The following is an 18,023-nucleotide window of genomic DNA, read 5'->3' on the forward strand; positions in this document are numbered from 1 at the left end:
GTGACTCCTGGTTTTATTGTTGGAGGGTGTCAACTGTCGAACAGGTTTAACGGGCAGTGCTGGAGCGGCGTCGCAGGGTGTCGATGGTGACGGCGAGGGCGATGACCACGCCGATCACCACTTGTTGAATAAAGGGCGAAACGCCCAGCAGGTTGAGGCCATTGCGCAACACGCCAATGATCAGCACGCCCACCAGGGTGCCGCCGATGCTGCCCACGCCACCGCTGAGGCTGGCGCCGCCGATCACTACGGCGGCGATGGCGTCCAGTTCCAGGCTCAGGCCGGCGCTCGGTTGCGAGGAGTCGAGGCGCGCGGCCAGGGTGACCGCGGCGATGCCGGCGAGAGCGCCGCTGATGGCGTACACCCACAGGGTAATCGCACGCACCTTGATGCCCGACAGGCGCGCCACTTCCGGGCTGCCGCCCATGGCGTAGAGGTTGCGGCCACCGGCGCGAAAGCGCAGGAACACCCAGGCCACCAGCAACATCACCAGGAACAGCCCGACAGTGGCGGATAAAAAGCCGAAATGCCGCACCGTGGCCAGGCTGGTGAACCACTCCGGGTAACCGACGATCTGCCGGCCTTCGGTGAGGATGTTCGCCAGGCCGCGGGCCACCGACATCATGGTCAGCGTGGCAATGAACGGCGGTAACTTGGCGTAGGTGATCAACCCGCCGGACACCAGACCGGCGAGCATGCCGGTGGCAATCGAGATCGCAATCGCAAAGCCCAGCGGCACCGCCTGGTCCTGATACAGCCAGCCGAGCATCATCATCGAGAAGGCCAGTACCGAGCCGACCGACAGATCGATGCCGCCGATCACGATCACCGCCGTCATGCCGATCGCCAGGATGCCCAGCACCGTGACCTGATCAAGAATGTTCAGGCCATTGCGCAAAGAGAAAAAGAATTCGGAGCTGAAGGAGAAGACCAGCACCAGCAGCACAAGCCCTATCAGTGGGCCGCCGATATTGCTGGGCAGCAGTTTCACCAGGCGGGGGCGGGGTGGCGGCTTGAGTTCGTCCGGGTGCTGGACAATCGCTTTGGCGTCCACAGTGTTCTCCTGAGTTGTTTTTTTTGGAGTGCTTTCAGGTCGCTTGAATATTTATGCGCGCCTGACTGTTAATTCAGATTCCAGTGACACCGTGGCAAAGTCAAGCGCTTAATTTTTCGGGTATGCCTCTAAAACGCCGGTTTAACGGCACGCAAAGCCACGGGGTAGACCGGCCCGTGTGGGATTTTGCCCGTTTGTCCGAGTGATATTTCTTCAGTTTTTTCATTTTTACAGCGATCGCTCCCTTGACCGCGCAGACGATCAGCGTCTAAATAGAAATATATTGTCATTGCTGAATAAATATTCAAACACAGCTTTCGGCACTTCCAACTCACGTGGTCAGCCCCACAGGAGCCGCTGCATGAATGCCTTCCAGTACAACGCCCACCAGATCAAGGAACAGGCCCGCCTGATCCGCCGCCATGTGATCCGTCTGAACGCCGATTCCCCGGCAGGCGGTCACACCGGGGCCGACCTGTCGGAAACCGACATCCTTGCCACGCTGTATTTCCGCATCCTCGATACCGGCCCGGAACGCACCGAAGACCCCGAGCGCGATATGTATATCCAAAGCAAAGGCCACGGTGTGGGTGGTTTGTACTGCTGCCTGGCGCAGGCGGGTTACATCCCCGAGGCGTGGTTGTCGACGTATCAGCACTTCAATTCGCACTTGCCCGGCCACCCGGTGCGCCAGAAAACCCCCGGCATCGAACTCAATACCGGTGCCCTCGGCCACGGCTTGCCGGTAGCGGTAGGGCTGGCCTTGGCGGCGAAGATGTCCGGCAGTAAAAAACGTATCTACGTGCTGACCGGCGACGGCGAGCTGGCCGAAGGCTCCAACTGGGAGGCTGCGATGGCGGCGGCCAAGTACGGCCTGGATAACCTGTTTGTGATCGTCGACAAAAACAAGCTGCAGTTGGCCGGATTGACCGCCGACATCATGCCGCTCGACCCGCTGGATGTGAAATGGGCCGCCTTTGGCTTTACGGTCAGCGAATGCGACGGCAACGATGTGGGCCAGTTGATCGACACCCTGGAGCGCATGCAAACCCGCACCGGCGCGCCTCAGGTGCTGATCGCCCACACCGTCAAAGGCAAGGGCGTGTCGTTTATCGAAGCCCGCCCCGAATGGCACCATCGCGTGCCCAAGGGTGATGAAATCAATGCAGCACTGGAGGAGTTGAACCATGGCGAGTGAACATTTGGCGAGCGTCATGGTGCAGGCCTTTATTGACGCGGTCGACGCCGGGTTGGACCTGGTGCCGGTGGTCAGCGACTCCACATCGACGGCCAAGATCGGCCCGTTTGCCCAGCGTTTTCCCGAGCGCTTGATCAACGTTGGCATCGCCGAGCAGTCGCTGGTCAGCGTCGCGGCGGGGCTGGCCCTGGGTGGCAAGATTGCTGCCACCTGCAACGCCGCGCCGTTTCTGATCTCGCGCGCCAATGAGCAGATCAAGGTCGACGTCTGCTACAACCAGGCCAACGTGAAGATGTTCGGCCTCAACGCCGGGGCCAGCTACGGCCCGCTGGCCAGCACCCACCACAGCCTCGACGATATTTCGGTGATGCGGGGCTTTGGCAATGTGCACATCTTCGCCCCGGTCGATGCCGCAGAGTGTCGGCAGATCGTCGATTACGCGTTGCGCTACCACGGGCCGGTGTATATCCGCCTCGACGGCAAAGCGTTGCCCGACCTGCACGACGCGAACTATAAATTCACGCCCGGCCAGGTGGATATCCTGCGCCAGGGGGCCGATGTGAGCATCGTGGCGCTCGGTTCGGTGGTGCATGAAGCGGTGGACGCCGCCAGTTTGCTGGCCGAGCAGGGCATCCAGGCGCAGGTGATCAACCTGTCGTCGATCCGGCCGTTGCAGCGCGATGTGTTGCTCAGCGCATTGAGTGGCACCCGCGCCGTGATCAGCGTGGAAGAACACAACATCAACGGCGGCGTCGGCAGCCTGGTCGCCGAAGTGTTGGCCGAAGCCGGGCTGGGCATTGCGTTGGTGCGCCTGGGCATCGGCGATGGCGAATACGCCGCCGCCGGTGCGCGCGAACCGACGCGCGCCTTGCATAACATCGACGCGGCTGGGATTGTGGCGGCTGCCACTCGGTTGCGGTGACCCCATGAATAACCACACTCCGCTGATCCTGGCGATAGACGAAGGCACCAGCAATGCCAAGGCGGTGCTGGTCAACGAACAGGGGCAGGTGATCGCCCGCGGTTCGCGGCCATTGAGCGTCAGCCACCCCCAGGCCGGTTTTTCCGAACAGGACCCGCTGTTTATCTGGCACAGCACCCTGGCCGCGATGGAAGACTGCCTGGCCCAGGTGGATCGCCCGATCACCGCGCTGGCGATCAGCAACCAGCGCGAATCGGTGGTGGCTTGGGACAGCCGTACCGGCGAGCCGCTGTCGCCATGCATCAGTTGGCAATGCCGACGCTCCACCGTGTTGTGCGCCCAGTTGCATCAGCAAGGGCACGAAGCCCTCATCCTGGAACGCACCGGGTTGGCCCTGGACCCCATGTTCTCGGCCGGTAAATTTCGCTGGATCCTCGACCACCTGGACAACGGCCACGCCCGCGCCGCTGCCGGTGAGATTTGCCTGGGCACCGTCGACAGCTGGCTGCTCTGGCAACTCAGCGGCGGCCAGGTGTTTGCCACTGACTATTCCAACGCGGCGCGCACGCAGCTGTTCAACCTGCACACCTGCGCCTGGGACCCGGTGCTGTTGGACCTGTTTGCGATTCCCCTGGCAGCGCTGGCGCCGATCCAGCCCAGCGCGGGGTTCTTCGCCGAAACCGTCGCGCTGGGCGGCTTGCCCGCCGGGATCCCGATCATGTCGATGGTTGGCGACTCCCACGCCGCGCTGTACGGGCAGGGCGGTTTTGCGCCGGGGTTGGTCAAGGCCACCCTGGGTACCGGCTCCTCCTTGATGACCCCCATGAGCGGCGCGATTGCCTCCACCCATGGGCTGTCGACCACCCTGGCCTGGCATGACGGCGTGAAACCCACGTTCGGTATGGAGGGCAATATCGTCCACACCGGCGCCGCCGTGCAATGGGCCGCGCGCCTGGTGGCCGGCGGTTCCCTGGACGCCTTGACCGAGCAAGCCGCGCAACTGCCGGATAACGGCGGTGTGTACTTTGTGCCGGCACTGTCCGGGCTGGGCGCGCCGCATTGGCAAGCCGATGCGCGAGGGTTGATGTGCGGGCTGACCGAGGCCACGTCCGGCGCGCATATCCTGCGCGCGTCGCTGGAGTCCATCGGCTATCAGATTCGCGACGTGTTCGACGCGATGCAGCAGGACATCGGCAGCCCGTTGAAAGAACTGTGGGTAGACGGCGGCGCCACGCGAAATAGCTGGCTGATGCAGTTTTTGGCCAACCTGCTGCAACGCCCGGTGGTGCGTAGCCTGTCACCGGAAGTCTCGGCGCTGGGCGCGGCGCATCTGGCCGGGCGGGCGTTGGGGCTGTGGGCTGATGATCAAGCGCTGAGGCAGTTGGAACGCCAGCGCGAGCGCTTTGAGCCGCAGGATGACCCGGCGATGGCAGGGCGTTATTTAGAATGGAAAAAGGCCCTGGCCCGCACGCTTCTCTAAAGATCGGTGGAGGTCAACTGTGTTCGGTCTCAAGGCTTCCACGTCTGCACATCCTTGGCATCCACGGCCCTGGGCAACAACCCCGCCCTGAAGAACGCATCGGCAATCTTCTGCTGTTCCCCTAACTGGTCCACCGTCACCGGCTGCACCTGATAACTGCGGTGCGTGTTCGCCGCTTCCACCGTGGCCACATCCAGGTTGCCCCACAACGGCCCCAGCACTTTCGCCGCCTCCTGGGGATGGGTTTTAACCCATTGCCCTGCCTGCTCCAGCTGCGCATACACCACCTTCAATACCTGCGGATGCGCCGTGGCGTAAGGCGTGCCCGTGAGGTAATAGCGCTTGTAACTCGCCAGCCCCGCGCCATCGGCCAGGGTGCGCGTGGGCAGTTGCCGCTGAACGCTGGTGAGGAAGGGCTCCCAGGTGACCCAGGCGTCGACCTTGTTGTTTTCGAAGGCAGCGCGGCCGTCGGCGGGAGACAGGTACGCCGGTTCGATATCCGCGAAGGCCAGCCCGGCCTTATTCAGCGCGGCGATGAGCAGGTAGTGGGTGCCGGCCGCCTTGGTCACTGCGATTTTCTTGCCTTTCAAATCCGCCAATTGCTCGATCGGCGAGTCTTTGCGCACCACGATGGCCTGGGCCGAAGGCGAGGGCGCTTCCTGGGCAAAGTAGGTGAGCTTGGCCTGGGCGGCCTGGGCGAAAATCGGCACGGTGTCGGCCACGTCGGCGCTGATGTCCACGTTGCCCACGTTCAGCGCTTCGAGCAGCGGCAGGCCACTGGGGAATTCGTGCCAACTCACGTCAATGTTGTCGGCCTTGAGGGCTTTTTCCAGGGTGCCCTGGGTTTTCAGCAGAGTGATGAGGGTGGAGGATTTTTGATAGCCGATGCGCAGGGTTTCCTGGGCCTGCGCGCTCACGGCGACAGACAAGGCCAGCAACCCGAAGACAGCAGCGAGGGGACGAGGTATGGACATGGCACGCTCGATGTTCAACGAAATTTGGCCAAGCATAAGGTTCTAAAAACCTTTAGATAAATAATCTTTAGGCCTGAGCTTAGGTCGCTTTTTTGCGCATTTCGATGAAGTCAGTGGGCGTCTTTCAGCGCAATGGTCTGGACGCTCGCGCTGAGCACCCCCGCACGTTCCGCTAGGTAGCGCGCCGGCGGCTGGCCCACCGCCTTGCGGAACATGGTGATGAAGCCGCTGGCGTTTTCATAACCCAGGTCCAGCGCCACCCGCTGCACACTCTCACCCTTGGCCAGCCGTTGCAGGGACAGGATCACATGCAGCTGCCGGCGCCAACGGCCGACACTCAGGCCCAGCTCCTCCAGCAACAGGCGTGTCATGCTGCGTTCGCTCATGCCGATGCGCACGGCCCACTGGCCCAGGGTGGCTTTGTCGGTGGGATCGGCCAGCAGGCTGTTTGCCAGGCGGCGCAAGCGTGCGTCCTGGGGCATGGGCAGGTGCAGGGCTTCGACCGGCGCGGCGGCCAGTTCATCCAGCAACGTATTGATCAGGCGACCTTGGGGGCCGGCCTCGTCATACAACTGCGGGAAGCTCACGGCCTTGCTGATCAATTCATGCAGCAGGCTCGATACCGCCAGGGTGCAGCAGCGCGGAGCGAGGGCCTGGGCGGCGCTGGGCTCGATCAGCAGGCAATACACGTGCGCTTCGCCTGAGCCGCGCGCCGAATGGGGCGTGCCGCCGGGAATCCACAGTGCGCACTGGGGCGGCACGATCCAGATTCCCGCTTCGATTTCACAGTGGATGACCCCACGCAGGGTATACATCAACTGGCCCTTGCGGTGGGTGTGCTGGGCATGTTCCCAGGAGTCCGACGTGCTGGTGGCGCCCACGGCCACCACGGCTCGGGGGAGCAGGTCGGCGTCCTTGGCCATCAGCGGGTCGAGCAGGTCGAGACGGCGGTGCTTCATGGTGGGGCTCGCAGGCTGGCCGGATTGCGAAACAGTCTGGCTATTCTGTGCAATGCCGTCCAGTGGTTGCGGCCTTAATATTGAGATCTACTCTCATTAAGGAGCTGTGCCATGCGACTAGACAGTACAACGTTCCCGGTGGTGAAAATCGTCTTCGATGCGCCGAGCCAAGACGGGCCGGAGGATGCCTTCCGACTCTTTGAAACCCTGCTGGCACGGCGGCAATCCTTCCTGCTGCTGCATGAAAAAGCCGTGGACGAAAGCAATCACGAACATTCCCATGAGCAGCGCAAGCAAGCCTCGATCTGGATGAAGAAACACCGAGAGGCGCTGCGCACGTTCGTCAAGGGCATGATCCAGGTGGAACCCAGCGCGGCCAAGCGCCTGGCGCTCAAACCGTTTGCGGTGATGTTCGGCAAGGCCTGGGGGTATCCGTTGCTGGTGGTGGAGTCCAAAGACCAGGCGTGGGCGCTGGCGCGGGATGTGCTGGATGAGCGGGTGTCGGATGTGGCGCATTTTTGATGGGGGCAACACCGACCTGTCGCGAGAGGGCAGGCCATTCTCGCCGGACGGCGAGCGGTGCGGGGGCAATTGAACTACTTTGACTGACGAGCGATCCCTACCCGGTACTGACCTATGCGCACGTTATGGACGCGATATTTAGCGTTGCTGGAAAACGACCTGAGTACGCAGGTCTTCGACAATGTGAAAAACCTGCTGGTGTGTGCGTTGCTGTTTGCGGCGGGCACCAACGCAGTCATCGGCCAACAGCACCTGTTTATCGGCGTGTTTGCGTCCGATGTGGCGGGATGGGGGCTGGTCATCCTGTCCACGGTATTGATGTTCTTGAACGTGAGCGATGGTATTCGCCGGCTGGCCAAGCTGCGTTATCACCTGGCCTTGCAGCTGTTGCTGATCCTGGTTTACCTGGTGGTGGCCGAGCGGGTGGTGGAGATTGTGTGGGGCTTCCGCGCGCATTGAAGTATCCTGCGCGCCCCGCCAACCACTGATCCAAACCAAGATGACCGGACAAGACATGCAGGCGCTGCTGGAGGCGATCCTCGACGAAGTGCGCCCACTGATCGGCCTCGGCAAAGTTGCCGATTACATTCCCGCGCTGGCCGATGTACCGGCCAACCAACTGGGTATCGCCGTGTACGGCAACGACGGCTCGGCCTACCGCGCCGGCGACGCCGATACGCTGTTCTCGGTGCAGAGCATTTCCAAGGTGTTCAGCCTGGTGCAGGCCATCGACCACGGCGGCGAAAGCATCTGGGAGCGCCTGGGCCATGAGCCTTCGGGGCAACCGTTCAACTCGTTGGTGCAACTGGAATTCGAACGCGGCCGCCCGCGGAACCCCTTCATCAACGCCGGCGCGCTAGTGATCTGTGACATCAACCAGTCACGCTTTGCCGTACCGATCCTGTCGATGCGCGACTTCGTGCGGCGCCTGTCGGGCAACCCGCAGATCCTGGTCAACAGCGTCGTCGCGGACTCCGAAGCCCAGCACGGCGCGCGCAACGCGGCCATGGCTTACCTGATGAAATCCTTCGGCAACTTCCACAACGATGTGGATGCGGTGCTGCACAGCTACTTCAACTACTGCGCCTTGCAGATGAGCTGCCTGGACCTGGCCAAGGCGTTCAGCTTCCTGGCCAACGAAGGCACCAGCGCCCACAGCGGCGAGCAGATCCTGAGCGCGCGCCAGACCAAGCAAGTCAACTCGATCATGGCCACCAGCGGGCTGTATGACGAGGCGGGTAACTTCGCCTATCGCGTTGGGTTGCCGGGCAAGAGCGGAGTAGGTGGGGGAATTGTCGCGGTGGTGCCAGGGCAGTTCACGGTGTGCGTGTGGTCGCCGGAGCTGAACGCGGCGGGGAACTCGCTGGCGGGGATCAGGGCATTGGAATTGTTGAGTGAGCGGATTGGGTGGTCGGTATTTTGAGTGCTTAAGAAGAGCGGAGGCCGGGCCGTAATTTCGTCTGCGTTGGATATTTGTGTGTCTAGCTTAAGGAGAGTAAGTAATGCGGTTGAATAGGATTTTGGATATTGCTATCGATAAGTTTGAGTCTTATATGAAGACACCCTTCGATGTTAAGTTTATTAGACGGTTGTTCGGCTTGGGGGCATTGATGATTGGTAGTGTCTTGACTTATAAGTTTATAGGTAGTGCAAGTGCAGATATTAAGCGTGAGGGGTTCTCTTTTTCTTTGAGGTTCGGGACAGGGCCCGAGATGGCGGTTTTTTATGTTGGTGTGTTATTTGTTCTTTTCTCTATTTTTTTGTTTTGGAAATATTTAAGCCTGACGTCTCCTGCTAAAGTTGGCAATGCGCTGTGTTTACTGCTTCAGAGAGGTCTGGGGAACGTCACTGCTTATGAAATTCAAGTGGCTGTTCGTGCGGACTATAAATTTAATGCCGATCCCTTGGCGATTCCGTTTATTATGTCAAGACCTCAACCTCTTTTTGATATTTTTGACTACAAAAATGGCAACAGATATTTGAAGTTTATGAACGGTGCATTTGTTTTGAGTGATGTTGATAAGGTGAATTTTAGTGCGCGACTTCATACGGTTCTTTATTTTATTTTTGGACCTGTGACATTCTGTTTTTTTCAAGCGATGCTTATATTTTGTGTGCAGAAACAATGGTCGTACACTGCTGTGAGTGGGGGGCTATTTTGTATTTTTGCATTGCTGTCTTGGAGTTCTTTGAGCACTCACTCTGCAATCTCAGCCGCGCGTAGACTTGTTTAGGGTGTTGGCACGCATGAATGTAGACTGAAAACCTTGTACACCTAGGCTTTACGCGGCTTCATGAACAGCTCGATCAGCAGATACAACGCGCCGACAGTAATCGCGATATCCGCAATGTTGAATACCCCGGTATGCGCTGGCCCGACGTTCAGGACCATGTAATCAACCACATGGCCGTCGCGAAACACCCGGTCGATCAGGTTGGCGATGCCACCCAATGCGATGGCATACAGCGGCAAGACTTTGCGCAGCGGCTGGTTCCAGTTGGAGAGGGACCACCCCATCGCCCAGGCCACAACGACGGCTACGCCGACGATAAAGATCAGTTGTTTGACCTGAGGCGGCAAAGCGGCACCCAGGCTCAGGAATGCGCCGGGGTTGAGGCTTAGCTCCAGCGCAAGATTGATCGGGTTTGAGCCGATTTTTAAGCTGTTGACCTGCAGTGAAACCAGGGCCAAGAGTTTTACAAGCTGGTCCACGGTGACGAAGGCGATGCCGGCGAGGAGGGCGAAGGTTCGGCCTCGCAGTAGGGGGGAGGTGCTCAAGCGGTAACTTCCTGTTCCGGGGCTGTCTAGAGGAGCGCCCGAAGATAGCTCAGGCGCCTGGTGCCGTCTACATTCAGGGCGCCGGATGAGCCTCGTCCAGTGCTTTGTCCACCAACAGTTGCACACCTTCCAGCATACGGCAGATGCCCAGCGCCACATTGCGTTGTGCACCCTCGATTTCAAAGGCCAGGTGGGTGGCGATGTCGGTGATGGAGGATAGATCCTGGGATGCGTTGACCAGCAGGGTTTCGGTGCCCAAGTTAGGGCGTACGGTGAAGAGTTTATCTGGGGGATTTGGGGTGTCTTTAATCATGGTGGAACTCCGTCGACAAGTGGAGCCGCCAGCGTTCGCGGTCAAACGAAGAGGGTGGCAGCTGTACGCGGGTTGACCGACCGGTTGTCAACGAACCCGGCATACCCGAAGGTATCCCGCGCACAACTGCCGCGACACGATACCTCAGGCACAAAAAAAACGCCTGGGATAGGTGCAGGGCGTAGCAGTTCGTTAACAAGGCCGGACGGTCAAATCCGGTCGCTGAATTGGCAGCGACGGGGGAAGAGGTTAGTCAGCGAAGTTCCGGGCGGCAACCTGAAACAGTCGTGGGAAAACTCTGAGAGTTCGGGGCGAAGTGCTATCCCTGTGGGAGGGGGCTTGCTCCCGATAGCTGTGGATCAGTGACAAATGTATTGACTGACACACTGCTATCGGGAGCAAGCCCCCTCCCACATTTGGATTTTCATTGTTCTTTGGGATTTATGTGAGCCCAAACAAAAAATGCGCCCCTTCGGGCGCATTCTTTTGTTCGGTCAGCTATCGCCTATCAGGCAATCGCATCCCAGGCCCGATCACCTTTCTCGTCCTTGATGCGAGTCGGCAAGCCCATCACGTCCAGCGCCTTCAGGAACGGCTCAGCCGGCAGTTCTTCGACGTTGGCCATGTGTTTCACATCCCACTCGCCACGGGCAACCAGCAGCGCTGCGGCCACCGGTGGAACGCCGGCGGTGTAGGAGATGCCCTGGCTGTCGGTCTCGGCAAAGGCTTCTTCATGGCAGGCCACGTTGTAGATAAATAACTCACGTGGCTGGCCATCCTTGGTGCCTTTGACCAGGTCGCCGATGCAGGTTTTGCCGGTGTAGCCAGGGGCGAGCGACGACGGGTCGGGCAGCACGGCCTTGACCACTTTCAGCGGCACCACTTCCAGGCCTTCGGCGGTCTTGACCGGCTTTTCGGAGAGCAGGCCGAGGTTTTTCAGTACGGTGAACACGTTGATGTAGTGTTCGCCGAAGCTCATCCAGAAGCGCACGTTCGGCACGTCGAGGTTTTTCGACAGCGAGTGCACTTCGTCATGGCCGGTGAGGTAGAGGTTCTGCAGACCGACGACCGGCAGGTCGTCGGTGCGTTTGACTTCGAACATGGTGTTGCTGGTCCACTGGCTGTTCTGCCAGCTCCACACCTGCCCGGTGAATTCGCGGAAGTTGATTTCCGGATCGAAATTGGTGGCGAAGTATTTGCCATGGGAGCCGGCATTGACGTCGAGAATGTCGATCGAATCAATGCGGTCGAAATGCTGTTGCTGCGCCAGCGCGGCATACGCGTTGACGACACCCGGGTCGAAGCCCACGCCGAGGATGGCGGTGATGTTCTTCTGCTTGCATTCTTCCAGGTGGTTCCATTCGTAGTTGCCGTACCACGGCGGGGTCTCGCAGACCTTGCCTGGCTCTTCGTGGATGGCGGTGTCGAGGTACGCAACGCCGGTGTCGATGCAGGCACGCAGGACCGACATGTTCAGGAACGCGGAACCTACGTTGATGACGATCTGCGATTCGGTCTCGCGGATCAGAGCCTTGGTCGCTTCCACGTCCAGGGCGTTCAGCGCGAAGGCTTGGATATCGGCGGGCACCTTGAGGCTACCCTTGGCCTTGACGCTGTCGATGATGGCCTGGCATTTGGAGATGTTGCGCGACGCGATAGCAATACGACCGAGTTCGTCGTTGTGCTGCGCGCACTTGTGGGCCACCACCTTGGCGACACCTCCTGCACCAATGATAAGAACGTTCTTTTTCAATTGCTTTTACTCTCCTAATATCCGCCAGCTTACGAAAGGCTGGACAGGTAGTCGTCGTAACCAAATTCACGAACCACTTCGACTGTACCGTCGAGTTGTTTCACTACGATGGACGGCATTTTCAGGCCGTTGAACCAGTTTTTCTTGACCATGGTATAGCCCGCGGTGTCGATGAACGACAGCCGATCGCCGATGGCCAGCGGACGATCAAATTGATATTCGCCGAAGATGTCCCCGGCCAGGCACGATTTGCCGCACACCATGACGGTGTGTTCACCCGCGCTGGGTGCCAGCTTGGCGTTGAGGCGGTAGATCAGCAGGTCCAACAGGTGGGCCTCGATGGAGCTGTCGACCACGGCGAGGTTTTTGCCGTTGTAGAGCGTGTCGAGCACGGTGACTTCCAGCGAGGCGCTGTTGGTGATCGCCGCTTCGCCGGGTTCCAGGTAGACCTGCACGCCGTACTTTTCGGAGAACGCCTTCAAGCGCGCGCAGAACGCGTCCAGCGCGTAGCCTTCGCCGGTGAAGTGGATGCCGCCGCCGAGGCTGACCCACTTGACCTTGTGCAGCAGTTCACCGAAGCGTTCCTCGATGGTGCCGAGCATCTTGTCGAACAGGCTGAAGTCGCCGTTCTCGCAGTTGTTATGGAACATGAAGCCGGAGATCTGTTCGATCACGCCTTCGATCTTCACCGGGTCCCATTCGCCCAGGCGGCTGAATGGGCGCGCCGGGTCGGCCAGCAGGTAATCGGAACTGCTCACCTGCGGGTTCACACGCAGGCCACGGGTCTTGCCTTCGCTGCGTTCGGCGAAACGCTGCAACTGGCTGATCGAGTTGAAGATGATCTTGTCGCAGTTCTCCAGCATCTCTTCGATTTCATCGTCGGCCCAGGCCACGCTGTAGGCGTGGGCCTCGCCTTCGAATTTCTGGCGACCGAGCTTGAGCTCATACAGCGACGACGACGTGGTGCCGTCCATGTATTGCTGCATCAAGTCGAACACCGACCAGGTGGCAAAGCACTTGAGCGCCAGCAGAGCCTTGGCGCCGGACTGTTCGCGCACGTAAGCAATCTTCTGCATGTTGACCAGAAGCTTCTGTTTATCGATGAGGTAGTACGGCGTTTTGATCATTTTTGAGAGCCTGCGGCGGTGCCTGCCAAAAAAGGACACGCATTGTGCCCGCACTTGGTCAGGATCGAAAGGTTAGCCGGCGGATTTTGCGCACCCGGTCTCCCAGCATAGTCCTCGAGTATGACTATCCATGGATGTACACCGGTCCAGTGTGGGAGGGAGCAAGCCCCCTCCCACAATTGATTCTCTGTGCATCAGTTACATTGACATCAAACCGTCATCTCTCTACCACCGTCCTGCCATATTGCCCCGTTACTGTCCTGGCCAATGAGATCGATCTCAAGCGAGTGACAATGACTGACCTGAAAGACGTTGCACGCCTGGCTGGGGTATCCCGCGCCACCGCCGCGCGTACCTTTGCCTCCCCTGAGCAGGTGCGCATGAGCACCCGTGAACAGGTGTTTGCCGCCGCCCGTGAGCTGGGTTTTCGTCCCAACCTGCTGGGCCGCCAGCTGCGCCTGCAAACCACCAACCTGATCGGCGTGGTCGTCCCAAACCTGCTCAACCCAGTGTTCGCCGAACAGTTCCAGGCCATGGAGCGCGCGGCGCGGTTGCGCGGCTACAGCCTGGTGTTGGCGACCACCGACTACAGCGCCGAGCGCGAGTGCAGCGTGGTCGAAGAACTGCTACGCCAGCGCGTCGACGGCCTGGTGCTGACCGTCACCGATGCCGAGAGCAACAGCGTGCTCAGCAGCCTCAATACCGAGAAAACCCCGTTCGTGCTGGCCTATCACCAACCGAGCAACCCCAACTACAGCGCCGTGTCGGTGGACAACCGCGCCGGCATGGCCATGGCCACGCGGTATCTGCTGGAAGCAGGGCACCGGCGCGTCAGCATGGTCGCCGGCCCCGCGTTGCAGTCCGACCGTGCGCGCCTGCGTTACGCCGGGTATTGCGACGCCATGCAAGCGTTCGGCCTCAAGAGCCGCCCGGTGATCGAAATGCCGGCCCACACTCAGGCTGAATTCGTCGCCATCCAGCCGTACCTCGAAGGCCCCGAGGCGCCCACCGCGCTGCTGTGCTCCAACGATTTCCTGGCCATCAGCCTGATCGCCGAGTTGCGTCGCAACGCCTGGCACGTGCCCCAGCAACTGTCGGTGATGGGCTTTGACGGCATATCCCTCGGCACCCAGACGCACCCGACCCTGTGCAGCGTGGTGCAGCCCATCGCGCTGCTCGCCAGCACAGTGATTGACCAATTGCTGGCGCAGATCGCCGGCAACGCCCCGATTTCCCATTGTCTGCCTTGCCATATCCGGCCGGGCGAAAGCAGCCAACCCCATGAGGAGTCCCTTGATGCGCGCATTCCGTAAAACCCTGGCCGCCGTGCTGCTGTGTGGCATGGCCAGCCTGGCCCAGGCCGCCGACACCGCGATTTGCTACAACTGCCCGCCGGACTGGGCCGACTGGGGCACCCAACTCAAGGCCATTGCCGCCGATACCGGCGTGCAAGTGCCGCTGGACAACAAGAACTCCGGCCAGTCCCTGGCGCAACTGGTGGCGGAAAAAGCCGCGCCGGTGGCCGACGTGGTGTACTACGGCGTGACCTTCGGCCTGCAGGCGCAAAAAGCCGGCGTGGTCGATGGCTACACACCCAAAGGCTGGGAGCAGATCCCCTCCGGTTTGAAAGACCCGGCGGGGCAGTGGTTTGCGATCCACTCCGGCACCTTGGGCATCATGGTCAACGTCGATGCCCTGGGCGGCTTGCCCGTACCGCAAAGCTGGGCTGACCTGCTCAAGCCCGAATACAAAGGCATGGTCGGTTACCTCGACCCGTCCAGCGCGTTCGTCGGCTACGTGTCGGCGGTGGCGATCAACCGCGCCCTGGGCGGCGACCTGGACAACTTCACCCCGGCCATCGACTACTTCCAGAAACTGGCGCAAAACGCCCCCATCGTGCCCAAGCAAACCGCCTATGCGCGGGTGCTGTCCGGTGAGTTGCCGATTCTGGTGGACTACGACTTCAACGCCTACCGCGCACGCTACAAAGACAACGCTCACGTCGACTTCGTGATCCCCAGGGAAGGCAGCATCAGCGTGCCGTATGTCATGAGCCTGGTTGCCAACGCGCCGCACCGCGCCAATGGCGAGAAGGTACTGGACTTTGTGCTGTCCGACGCCGGCCAGGCATTGTGGGCCAAGGCGTACCTGCGACCGGTACGCCCGGTGCCGATACCAGCCGAAGTCGCCGCGCAATTCCTGCCGGACAGCGACTACGCCCGCGCCGGCGTGGTGGACTACCAGAAAATGGCCGCCGTGCAGGAAGCCTTCGCCGCCCGTTACCTGAACGAGGTCAAGTAAGTGGCCACATCCGCACGACACGCCGCCTGGGCCCTGGCCCCGGCGTTTGCGGTGCTGTTGGCGTTCTGGCTGTTGCCGCTTGCGCACTTGATCGTGCTGGGCAGCGAAAGCCGTGACAGCAATGGCAGCGGCTATTGGCAAGTGCTCAGCAGCGCACAGTACGTGGGCAGCCTGGTGCAAACCTGCGTGCTGGCGATGGTCGTCACGGGCGCGGCCTTGCTGGTGGGCGGTATCAGTGGGGTGTTCCTCGCGCGGCAGCGGTTTTTCGGGCGCTCGGCGCTGGTGGCGTTGCTCACGTTTCCGCTGGCGTTTCCCGGCGTGGTGGTGGGCTTTCTGGTGATTCTGTTGGCGGGGCGCCAGGGCCTGCTGGCGTCTCTGGGCCTGCACCTGGCCGGTGAGCGGTGGATCTTCGCCTACTCGTTGGCCGGGTTGTTCGTGGGTTATCTGTACTTCTCGATCCCACGGGTGATTCTCACGGTAATGGCCGCCTGCGAAAGCCTTGACCGCAGCCTGGAAGAAGCCGCGCATTCGCTGGGCGCCGGGCACTGGCGCGTGGTGTGCGACGTGATCGTACCCGGCCTGGCGCCGGCGCTGGCGTCGTGCGGGGCGATCTGTTTTGCCACGTCGATGGGCGCCTTCGGCACGGCCTTTACCTTGGGCACGCGGCTGAACGTCACTCCCGTGGCGATCTACAACGTATTCACCAATTACGCCAACTTTGCCGTCGCCGCTGCGTTGTCGGTGGTACTGGGCGCGGTGACCTGGGCGGTGTTGCTGCTCACGCGGCGCCTGGTGAAAAACGCGGGGACGGTCCTGTGAAGCGCTCATCACTGTTTGTTGTGCAACTGCTGTTTACCTTGCTGGTGTGCGCTTTCATGTTGGTGCCGGTGTTGATGTCGTTACTGGCGGGGCTCACACGCAACTTCTTTGTCGGCCTGTCCAGTGGCCTCACGTTCGATTGGCTGGTGCAGGTATGGCAGGCCTATTCGCCAACCGTGTGGCTGTCGCTGCAACTGGCCGTGGCCTGCGCAGTGTGCGTGTGTGTGGTCGGCGTACCGGCGGCTTACGCCCTGGTGCGCATGAACAACCGCTTCAGCCGCGCCTTCGAGGAACTGATGGTGCTGCCGGTGGCGATGCCGGGCCTGGCCAGTGCGCTGGCCTTGCTGCTCACCTACGGCCAGTTCGGCGCGTTTCGCAGCAGTTGGCTGTTCATCCTGGTCGGTCATGTGCTGTTCACCCTGCCATTTTTGGTACGCCCGGTAATGGCGGTGATGCAGCGCCAGCAACTGCCGGTGCTGGAAGAGGCGGCGGCCAGCCTTGGCGCCGGCCCTATCAAGCGCTTTTTCAGCGTGGTGGTGCCCAACTGCCGGGCGGGGATTCTGGCGGGGGTGCTGATGGTGGTCACCCTGTCCCTGGGTGAATTCAACCTGACCTGGATGTTGCACACACCGATGACCAAAACCCTGCCGGTCGGCCTGGCCGACAGCTATGCCTCGGCACGCCTGGAAATCGCCAGTGCCTACACCCTGATCTTTTTGCTGATGATCGTGCCGCTGCTGATTGCATTGCAGGCCATCAGTGCCCGTTTATCCCGTGGAGAGCGTCGATGACCGCTATCACTATTCGCCTGCAGGGCTGTCGCAAGGCATTCGCCGACGGCACCGTGGCCGTGCATGCCATGAATTTGACCGTCGAAGGCGGCGAAACCCTGGCGATTCTCGGCCCGTCCGGCTGTGGCAAAACCACCACCTTGCGCCTGATCGCCGGTCTGGAGCGCCCGGACGTTGGCCAGGTGCTGTTCGGTGACCGGGATGTGACGCGCCTGCCCATCGAGCGTCGCGACGTGGGCATGGTGTTCCAGAACTACGCGTTGTTTCCCAACCTGGATGTGGCGGGGAATATCGTTTATGGCTTGAAGGTTCGCGGTATGTCGCCGCTGGAGCGCAACAAGCGCTGCGACGAGTTGCTGGAACTGGTGGGGCTGCAGGACCACGGCGCGCGCAGCATCCACGAGTTGTCCGGCGGCCAGCGCCAACGCGTGGCACTCGCCCGCGCCCTGGCGCCGCGCCCCAAAGTGCTGTTGCTGGATGAACCGCTGGCCGCCCTCGATGCGCAACTGCGTGAGCGCCTGCGCAGTGAGCTGAATGAACTGCTGCGCGGCCTCGGCATCACGTCGGTATTTGTCACCCATGACCAGGGCGAAGCCATGGCCCTCGGTGATCGCATCCTGGTGATGGAGCACGGCCGCATCGCGCAACTGGCCAGCCCACGGGAGATCTACCAGCAACCGGCGAATGCCTTCGTCGCCGGTTTCGTCGGCAACCTGAACGCCTTTGAAGTCATCGAACCCTCCGTTCACGGTTTGAAAGTCTGCGGCGGCGAGTTGCCGTGGCACAAGGCTCATGTGCCCAGTACCGTGTACTGCCGCCCCGAACACCTGCGGGTGATGGAACACGAAGGGCATCTGCACGGGCATCTGCTCGCGCAGTTTTTCCAGGGCGCGCACAGCCGTTTGCTGGTCGACGTCGGCGGCCCACAACCGCTGCTGGTCGACAGCAGCGACAACCACCTGTACAGCGTCGGCGCGCCGATGGCCCTGGCAATTGCGCCGCATACATTGTTCACCCTCAATGCGTGAGAA

At 61.0% G+C, this 18,023-nt stretch carries 19 protein-coding genes; 12 read left to right on the forward strand and 7 right to left on the reverse strand.

Going from position 1 to position 18,023, the window contains the following annotated elements; genetic code table 11:
• Positions 1-46 precede the first annotated feature (46 nt).
• Positions 47-1,054, reverse strand: a complete 1,008-nt coding sequence (locus AB4O23_RS15445) for an ABC transporter permease (RefSeq protein WP_017527262.1) — start codon at positions 1,052-1,054, stop codon at positions 47-49.
• 361 nt (positions 1,055-1,415) lie between these two features.
• On the opposite strand from AB4O23_RS15445, the gene AB4O23_RS15450 reads away from it, so the two are divergent.
• Genes AB4O23_RS15450 through AB4O23_RS15460 form a run of 3 tightly spaced genes read left to right on the forward strand, consistent with a single transcriptional unit; the run spans position 1,416 to position 4,654 of the window.
• Entirely contained in the window at positions 1,416-2,252 is an 837-nt protein-coding gene (locus AB4O23_RS15450; RefSeq protein WP_116077891.1) for a transketolase, read from the forward strand.
• Positions 2,242-3,174 carry a transketolase family protein gene (locus tag AB4O23_RS15455; protein ID WP_460063852.1) on the forward strand — a complete coding sequence of 311 codons (933 nt, stop codon included), beginning with the start codon at positions 2,242-2,244 and terminating at the stop codon, positions 3,172-3,174. The genes AB4O23_RS15450 and AB4O23_RS15455 overlap by 11 nt, the downstream gene beginning before the upstream one ends.
• Before the next feature lie 4 nt (positions 3,175-3,178).
• Positions 3,179-4,654: an FGGY family carbohydrate kinase gene (locus AB4O23_RS15460; RefSeq protein WP_017527265.1), complete on the forward strand. Its 1,476-nt coding sequence runs from the start codon at positions 3,179-3,181 to the stop codon at positions 4,652-4,654.
• Between the two features lie 29 nt (positions 4,655-4,683).
• On the opposite strand, the gene AB4O23_RS15465 is transcribed toward AB4O23_RS15460, so the two are convergent.
• Positions 4,684-5,628 carry an aliphatic sulfonate ABC transporter substrate-binding protein gene (locus tag AB4O23_RS15465; protein WP_065878824.1) on the reverse strand — a complete coding sequence of 315 codons (945 nt, stop codon included), beginning with the start codon at positions 5,626-5,628 and terminating at the stop codon, positions 4,684-4,686.
• Between the two features lie 110 nt (positions 5,629-5,738).
• The gene (locus AB4O23_RS15470; RefSeq protein ID WP_017527266.1) at positions 5,739-6,587 is read right to left on the reverse strand and encodes an AraC family transcriptional regulator; all 849 of its coding nucleotides are present in this window, start codon (positions 6,585-6,587) and stop codon (positions 5,739-5,741) included.
• Between the two features lie 111 nt (positions 6,588-6,698).
• Here AB4O23_RS15470 and AB4O23_RS15475 point away from each other — a divergent pair, with 111 nt between their 5' ends.
• The 4 genes from AB4O23_RS15475 to AB4O23_RS15490 all read left to right on the forward strand — a co-directional run bounded on the left by AB4O23_RS15475 (position 6,699) and on the right by AB4O23_RS15490 (position 9,343).
• Positions 6,699-7,109, forward strand: a complete 411-nt coding sequence (locus tag AB4O23_RS15475) for a hypothetical protein (RefSeq protein ID WP_017527267.1) — start codon at positions 6,699-6,701, stop codon at positions 7,107-7,109.
• 114 nt (positions 7,110-7,223) lie between these two features.
• Positions 7,224-7,568 (forward strand): hypothetical protein, encoded by a 345-nt coding sequence (locus AB4O23_RS15480; protein WP_078733598.1) that lies wholly within the window; start codon positions 7,224-7,226, stop codon positions 7,566-7,568.
• Between the two features lie 55 nt (positions 7,569-7,623).
• On the forward strand, positions 7,624-8,532 hold the full coding sequence (glsB, locus tag AB4O23_RS15485; RefSeq protein ID WP_460063960.1) for a glutaminase B: 909 nt from the start codon (positions 7,624-7,626) through the stop codon (positions 8,530-8,532).
• 130 nt (positions 8,533-8,662) lie between these two features.
• Entirely contained in the window at positions 8,663-9,343 is a 681-nt protein-coding gene (locus AB4O23_RS15490) for a hypothetical protein (RefSeq protein WP_460147070.1), read from the forward strand.
• Between the two features lie 41 nt (positions 9,344-9,384).
• Here AB4O23_RS15490 and lspA read toward each other — a convergent pair whose 3' ends face one another.
• The 4 genes from lspA to AB4O23_RS15510 all read right to left on the reverse strand — a co-directional run bounded on the left by lspA (position 9,385) and on the right by AB4O23_RS15510 (position 13,081).
• A complete protein-coding gene (lspA, locus tag AB4O23_RS15495) occupies positions 9,385-9,888 on the reverse strand; it encodes a signal peptidase II (protein ID WP_460106051.1) in 504 nt (167 codons plus the stop codon).
• Between the two features lie 73 nt (positions 9,889-9,961).
• On the reverse strand, positions 9,962-10,201 hold the full coding sequence (locus AB4O23_RS15500; RefSeq protein WP_460063861.1) for a DUF6124 family protein: 240 nt from the start codon (positions 10,199-10,201) through the stop codon (positions 9,962-9,964).
• 508 nt (positions 10,202-10,709) lie between these two features.
• The gene (locus AB4O23_RS15505) at positions 10,710-11,954 is read right to left on the reverse strand and encodes a saccharopine dehydrogenase family protein (protein ID WP_068935771.1); all 1,245 of its coding nucleotides are present in this window, start codon (positions 11,952-11,954) and stop codon (positions 10,710-10,712) included.
• 29 nt (positions 11,955-11,983) lie between these two features.
• Positions 11,984-13,081 carry a carboxynorspermidine decarboxylase gene (locus tag AB4O23_RS15510; protein ID WP_017527271.1) on the reverse strand — a complete coding sequence of 366 codons (1,098 nt, stop codon included), beginning with the start codon at positions 13,079-13,081 and terminating at the stop codon, positions 11,984-11,986.
• A 293-nt stretch (positions 13,082-13,374) separates the two neighbouring features.
• On the opposite strand from AB4O23_RS15510, the gene AB4O23_RS15515 reads away from it, so the two are divergent.
• From AB4O23_RS15515 to AB4O23_RS15535, 5 genes are read left to right on the forward strand one after another with little or no spacing between them, the layout of a single operon-like run.
• Complete coding sequence (locus AB4O23_RS15515; protein ID WP_017527272.1) at positions 13,375-14,394, forward strand: LacI family DNA-binding transcriptional regulator; 1,020 nt, start codon at positions 13,375-13,377, stop codon at positions 14,392-14,394.
• Complete coding sequence (locus AB4O23_RS15520; RefSeq protein ID WP_017527273.1) at positions 14,378-15,382, forward strand: ABC transporter substrate-binding protein; 1,005 nt, start codon at positions 14,378-14,380, stop codon at positions 15,380-15,382. The genes AB4O23_RS15515 and AB4O23_RS15520 overlap by 17 nt, the downstream gene beginning before the upstream one ends.
• Positions 15,383-16,201 (forward strand): ABC transporter permease, encoded by an 819-nt coding sequence (locus AB4O23_RS15525; protein WP_065878707.1) that lies wholly within the window; start codon positions 15,383-15,385, stop codon positions 16,199-16,201.
• Complete coding sequence (locus AB4O23_RS15530; RefSeq protein WP_017527275.1) at positions 16,198-16,992, forward strand: ABC transporter permease; 795 nt, start codon at positions 16,198-16,200, stop codon at positions 16,990-16,992. The genes AB4O23_RS15525 and AB4O23_RS15530 overlap by 4 nt, the downstream gene beginning before the upstream one ends.
• Positions 16,989-18,020, forward strand: a complete 1,032-nt coding sequence (locus AB4O23_RS15535; RefSeq protein ID WP_017527276.1) for an ABC transporter ATP-binding protein — start codon at positions 16,989-16,991, stop codon at positions 18,018-18,020. Before AB4O23_RS15530 ends, AB4O23_RS15535 begins: the two co-directional genes overlap by 4 nt.
• Positions 18,021-18,023: the final 3 nt, after the last annotated feature.

The sequence above is a fragment of the Pseudomonas sp. H2_A10 genome (genome assembly GCF_054680085.1).

Coding starts and splice junctions, on each gene's coding strand:
- AB4O23_RS15450 (WP_116077891.1), top strand. CDS start 1,416: ATGAATGCCTTCCAGTACAACGCCCACCAGATCAAGGAACAGGCCCGC.
- AB4O23_RS15455 (WP_460063852.1), top strand. CDS start 2,242: ATGGCGAGTGAACATTTGGCGAGCGTCATGGTGCAGGCCTTTATTGAC.
- AB4O23_RS15460 (WP_017527265.1), top strand. CDS start 3,179: ATGAATAACCACACTCCGCTGATCCTGGCGATAGACGAAGGCACCAGC.
- AB4O23_RS15465 (WP_065878824.1), bottom strand. CDS start 5,628: ATGTCCATACCTCGTCCCCTCGCTGCTGTCTTCGGGTTGCTGGCCTTG.
- AB4O23_RS15470 (WP_017527266.1), bottom strand. CDS start 6,587: ATGAAGCACCGCCGTCTCGACCTGCTCGACCCGCTGATGGCCAAGGAC.
- AB4O23_RS15475 (WP_017527267.1), top strand. CDS start 6,699: ATGCGACTAGACAGTACAACGTTCCCGGTGGTGAAAATCGTCTTCGAT.
- AB4O23_RS15480 (WP_078733598.1), top strand. CDS start 7,224: ATGCGCACGTTATGGACGCGATATTTAGCGTTGCTGGAAAACGACCTG.
- glsB (WP_460063960.1), top strand. CDS start 7,624: ATGCAGGCGCTGCTGGAGGCGATCCTCGACGAAGTGCGCCCACTGATC.
- AB4O23_RS15490 (WP_460147070.1), top strand. CDS start 8,663: ATGAAGACACCCTTCGATGTTAAGTTTATTAGACGGTTGTTCGGCTTG.
- AB4O23_RS15500 (WP_460063861.1), bottom strand. CDS start 10,201: ATGATTAAAGACACCCCAAATCCCCCAGATAAACTCTTCACCGTACGC.
- AB4O23_RS15510 (WP_017527271.1), bottom strand. CDS start 13,081: ATGATCAAAACGCCGTACTACCTCATCGATAAACAGAAGCTTCTGGTC.
- AB4O23_RS15515 (WP_017527272.1), top strand. CDS start 13,375: ATGACTGACCTGAAAGACGTTGCACGCCTGGCTGGGGTATCCCGCGCC.
- AB4O23_RS15520 (WP_017527273.1), top strand. CDS start 14,378: ATGCGCGCATTCCGTAAAACCCTGGCCGCCGTGCTGCTGTGTGGCATG.
- AB4O23_RS15535 (WP_017527276.1), top strand. CDS start 16,989: ATGACCGCTATCACTATTCGCCTGCAGGGCTGTCGCAAGGCATTCGCC.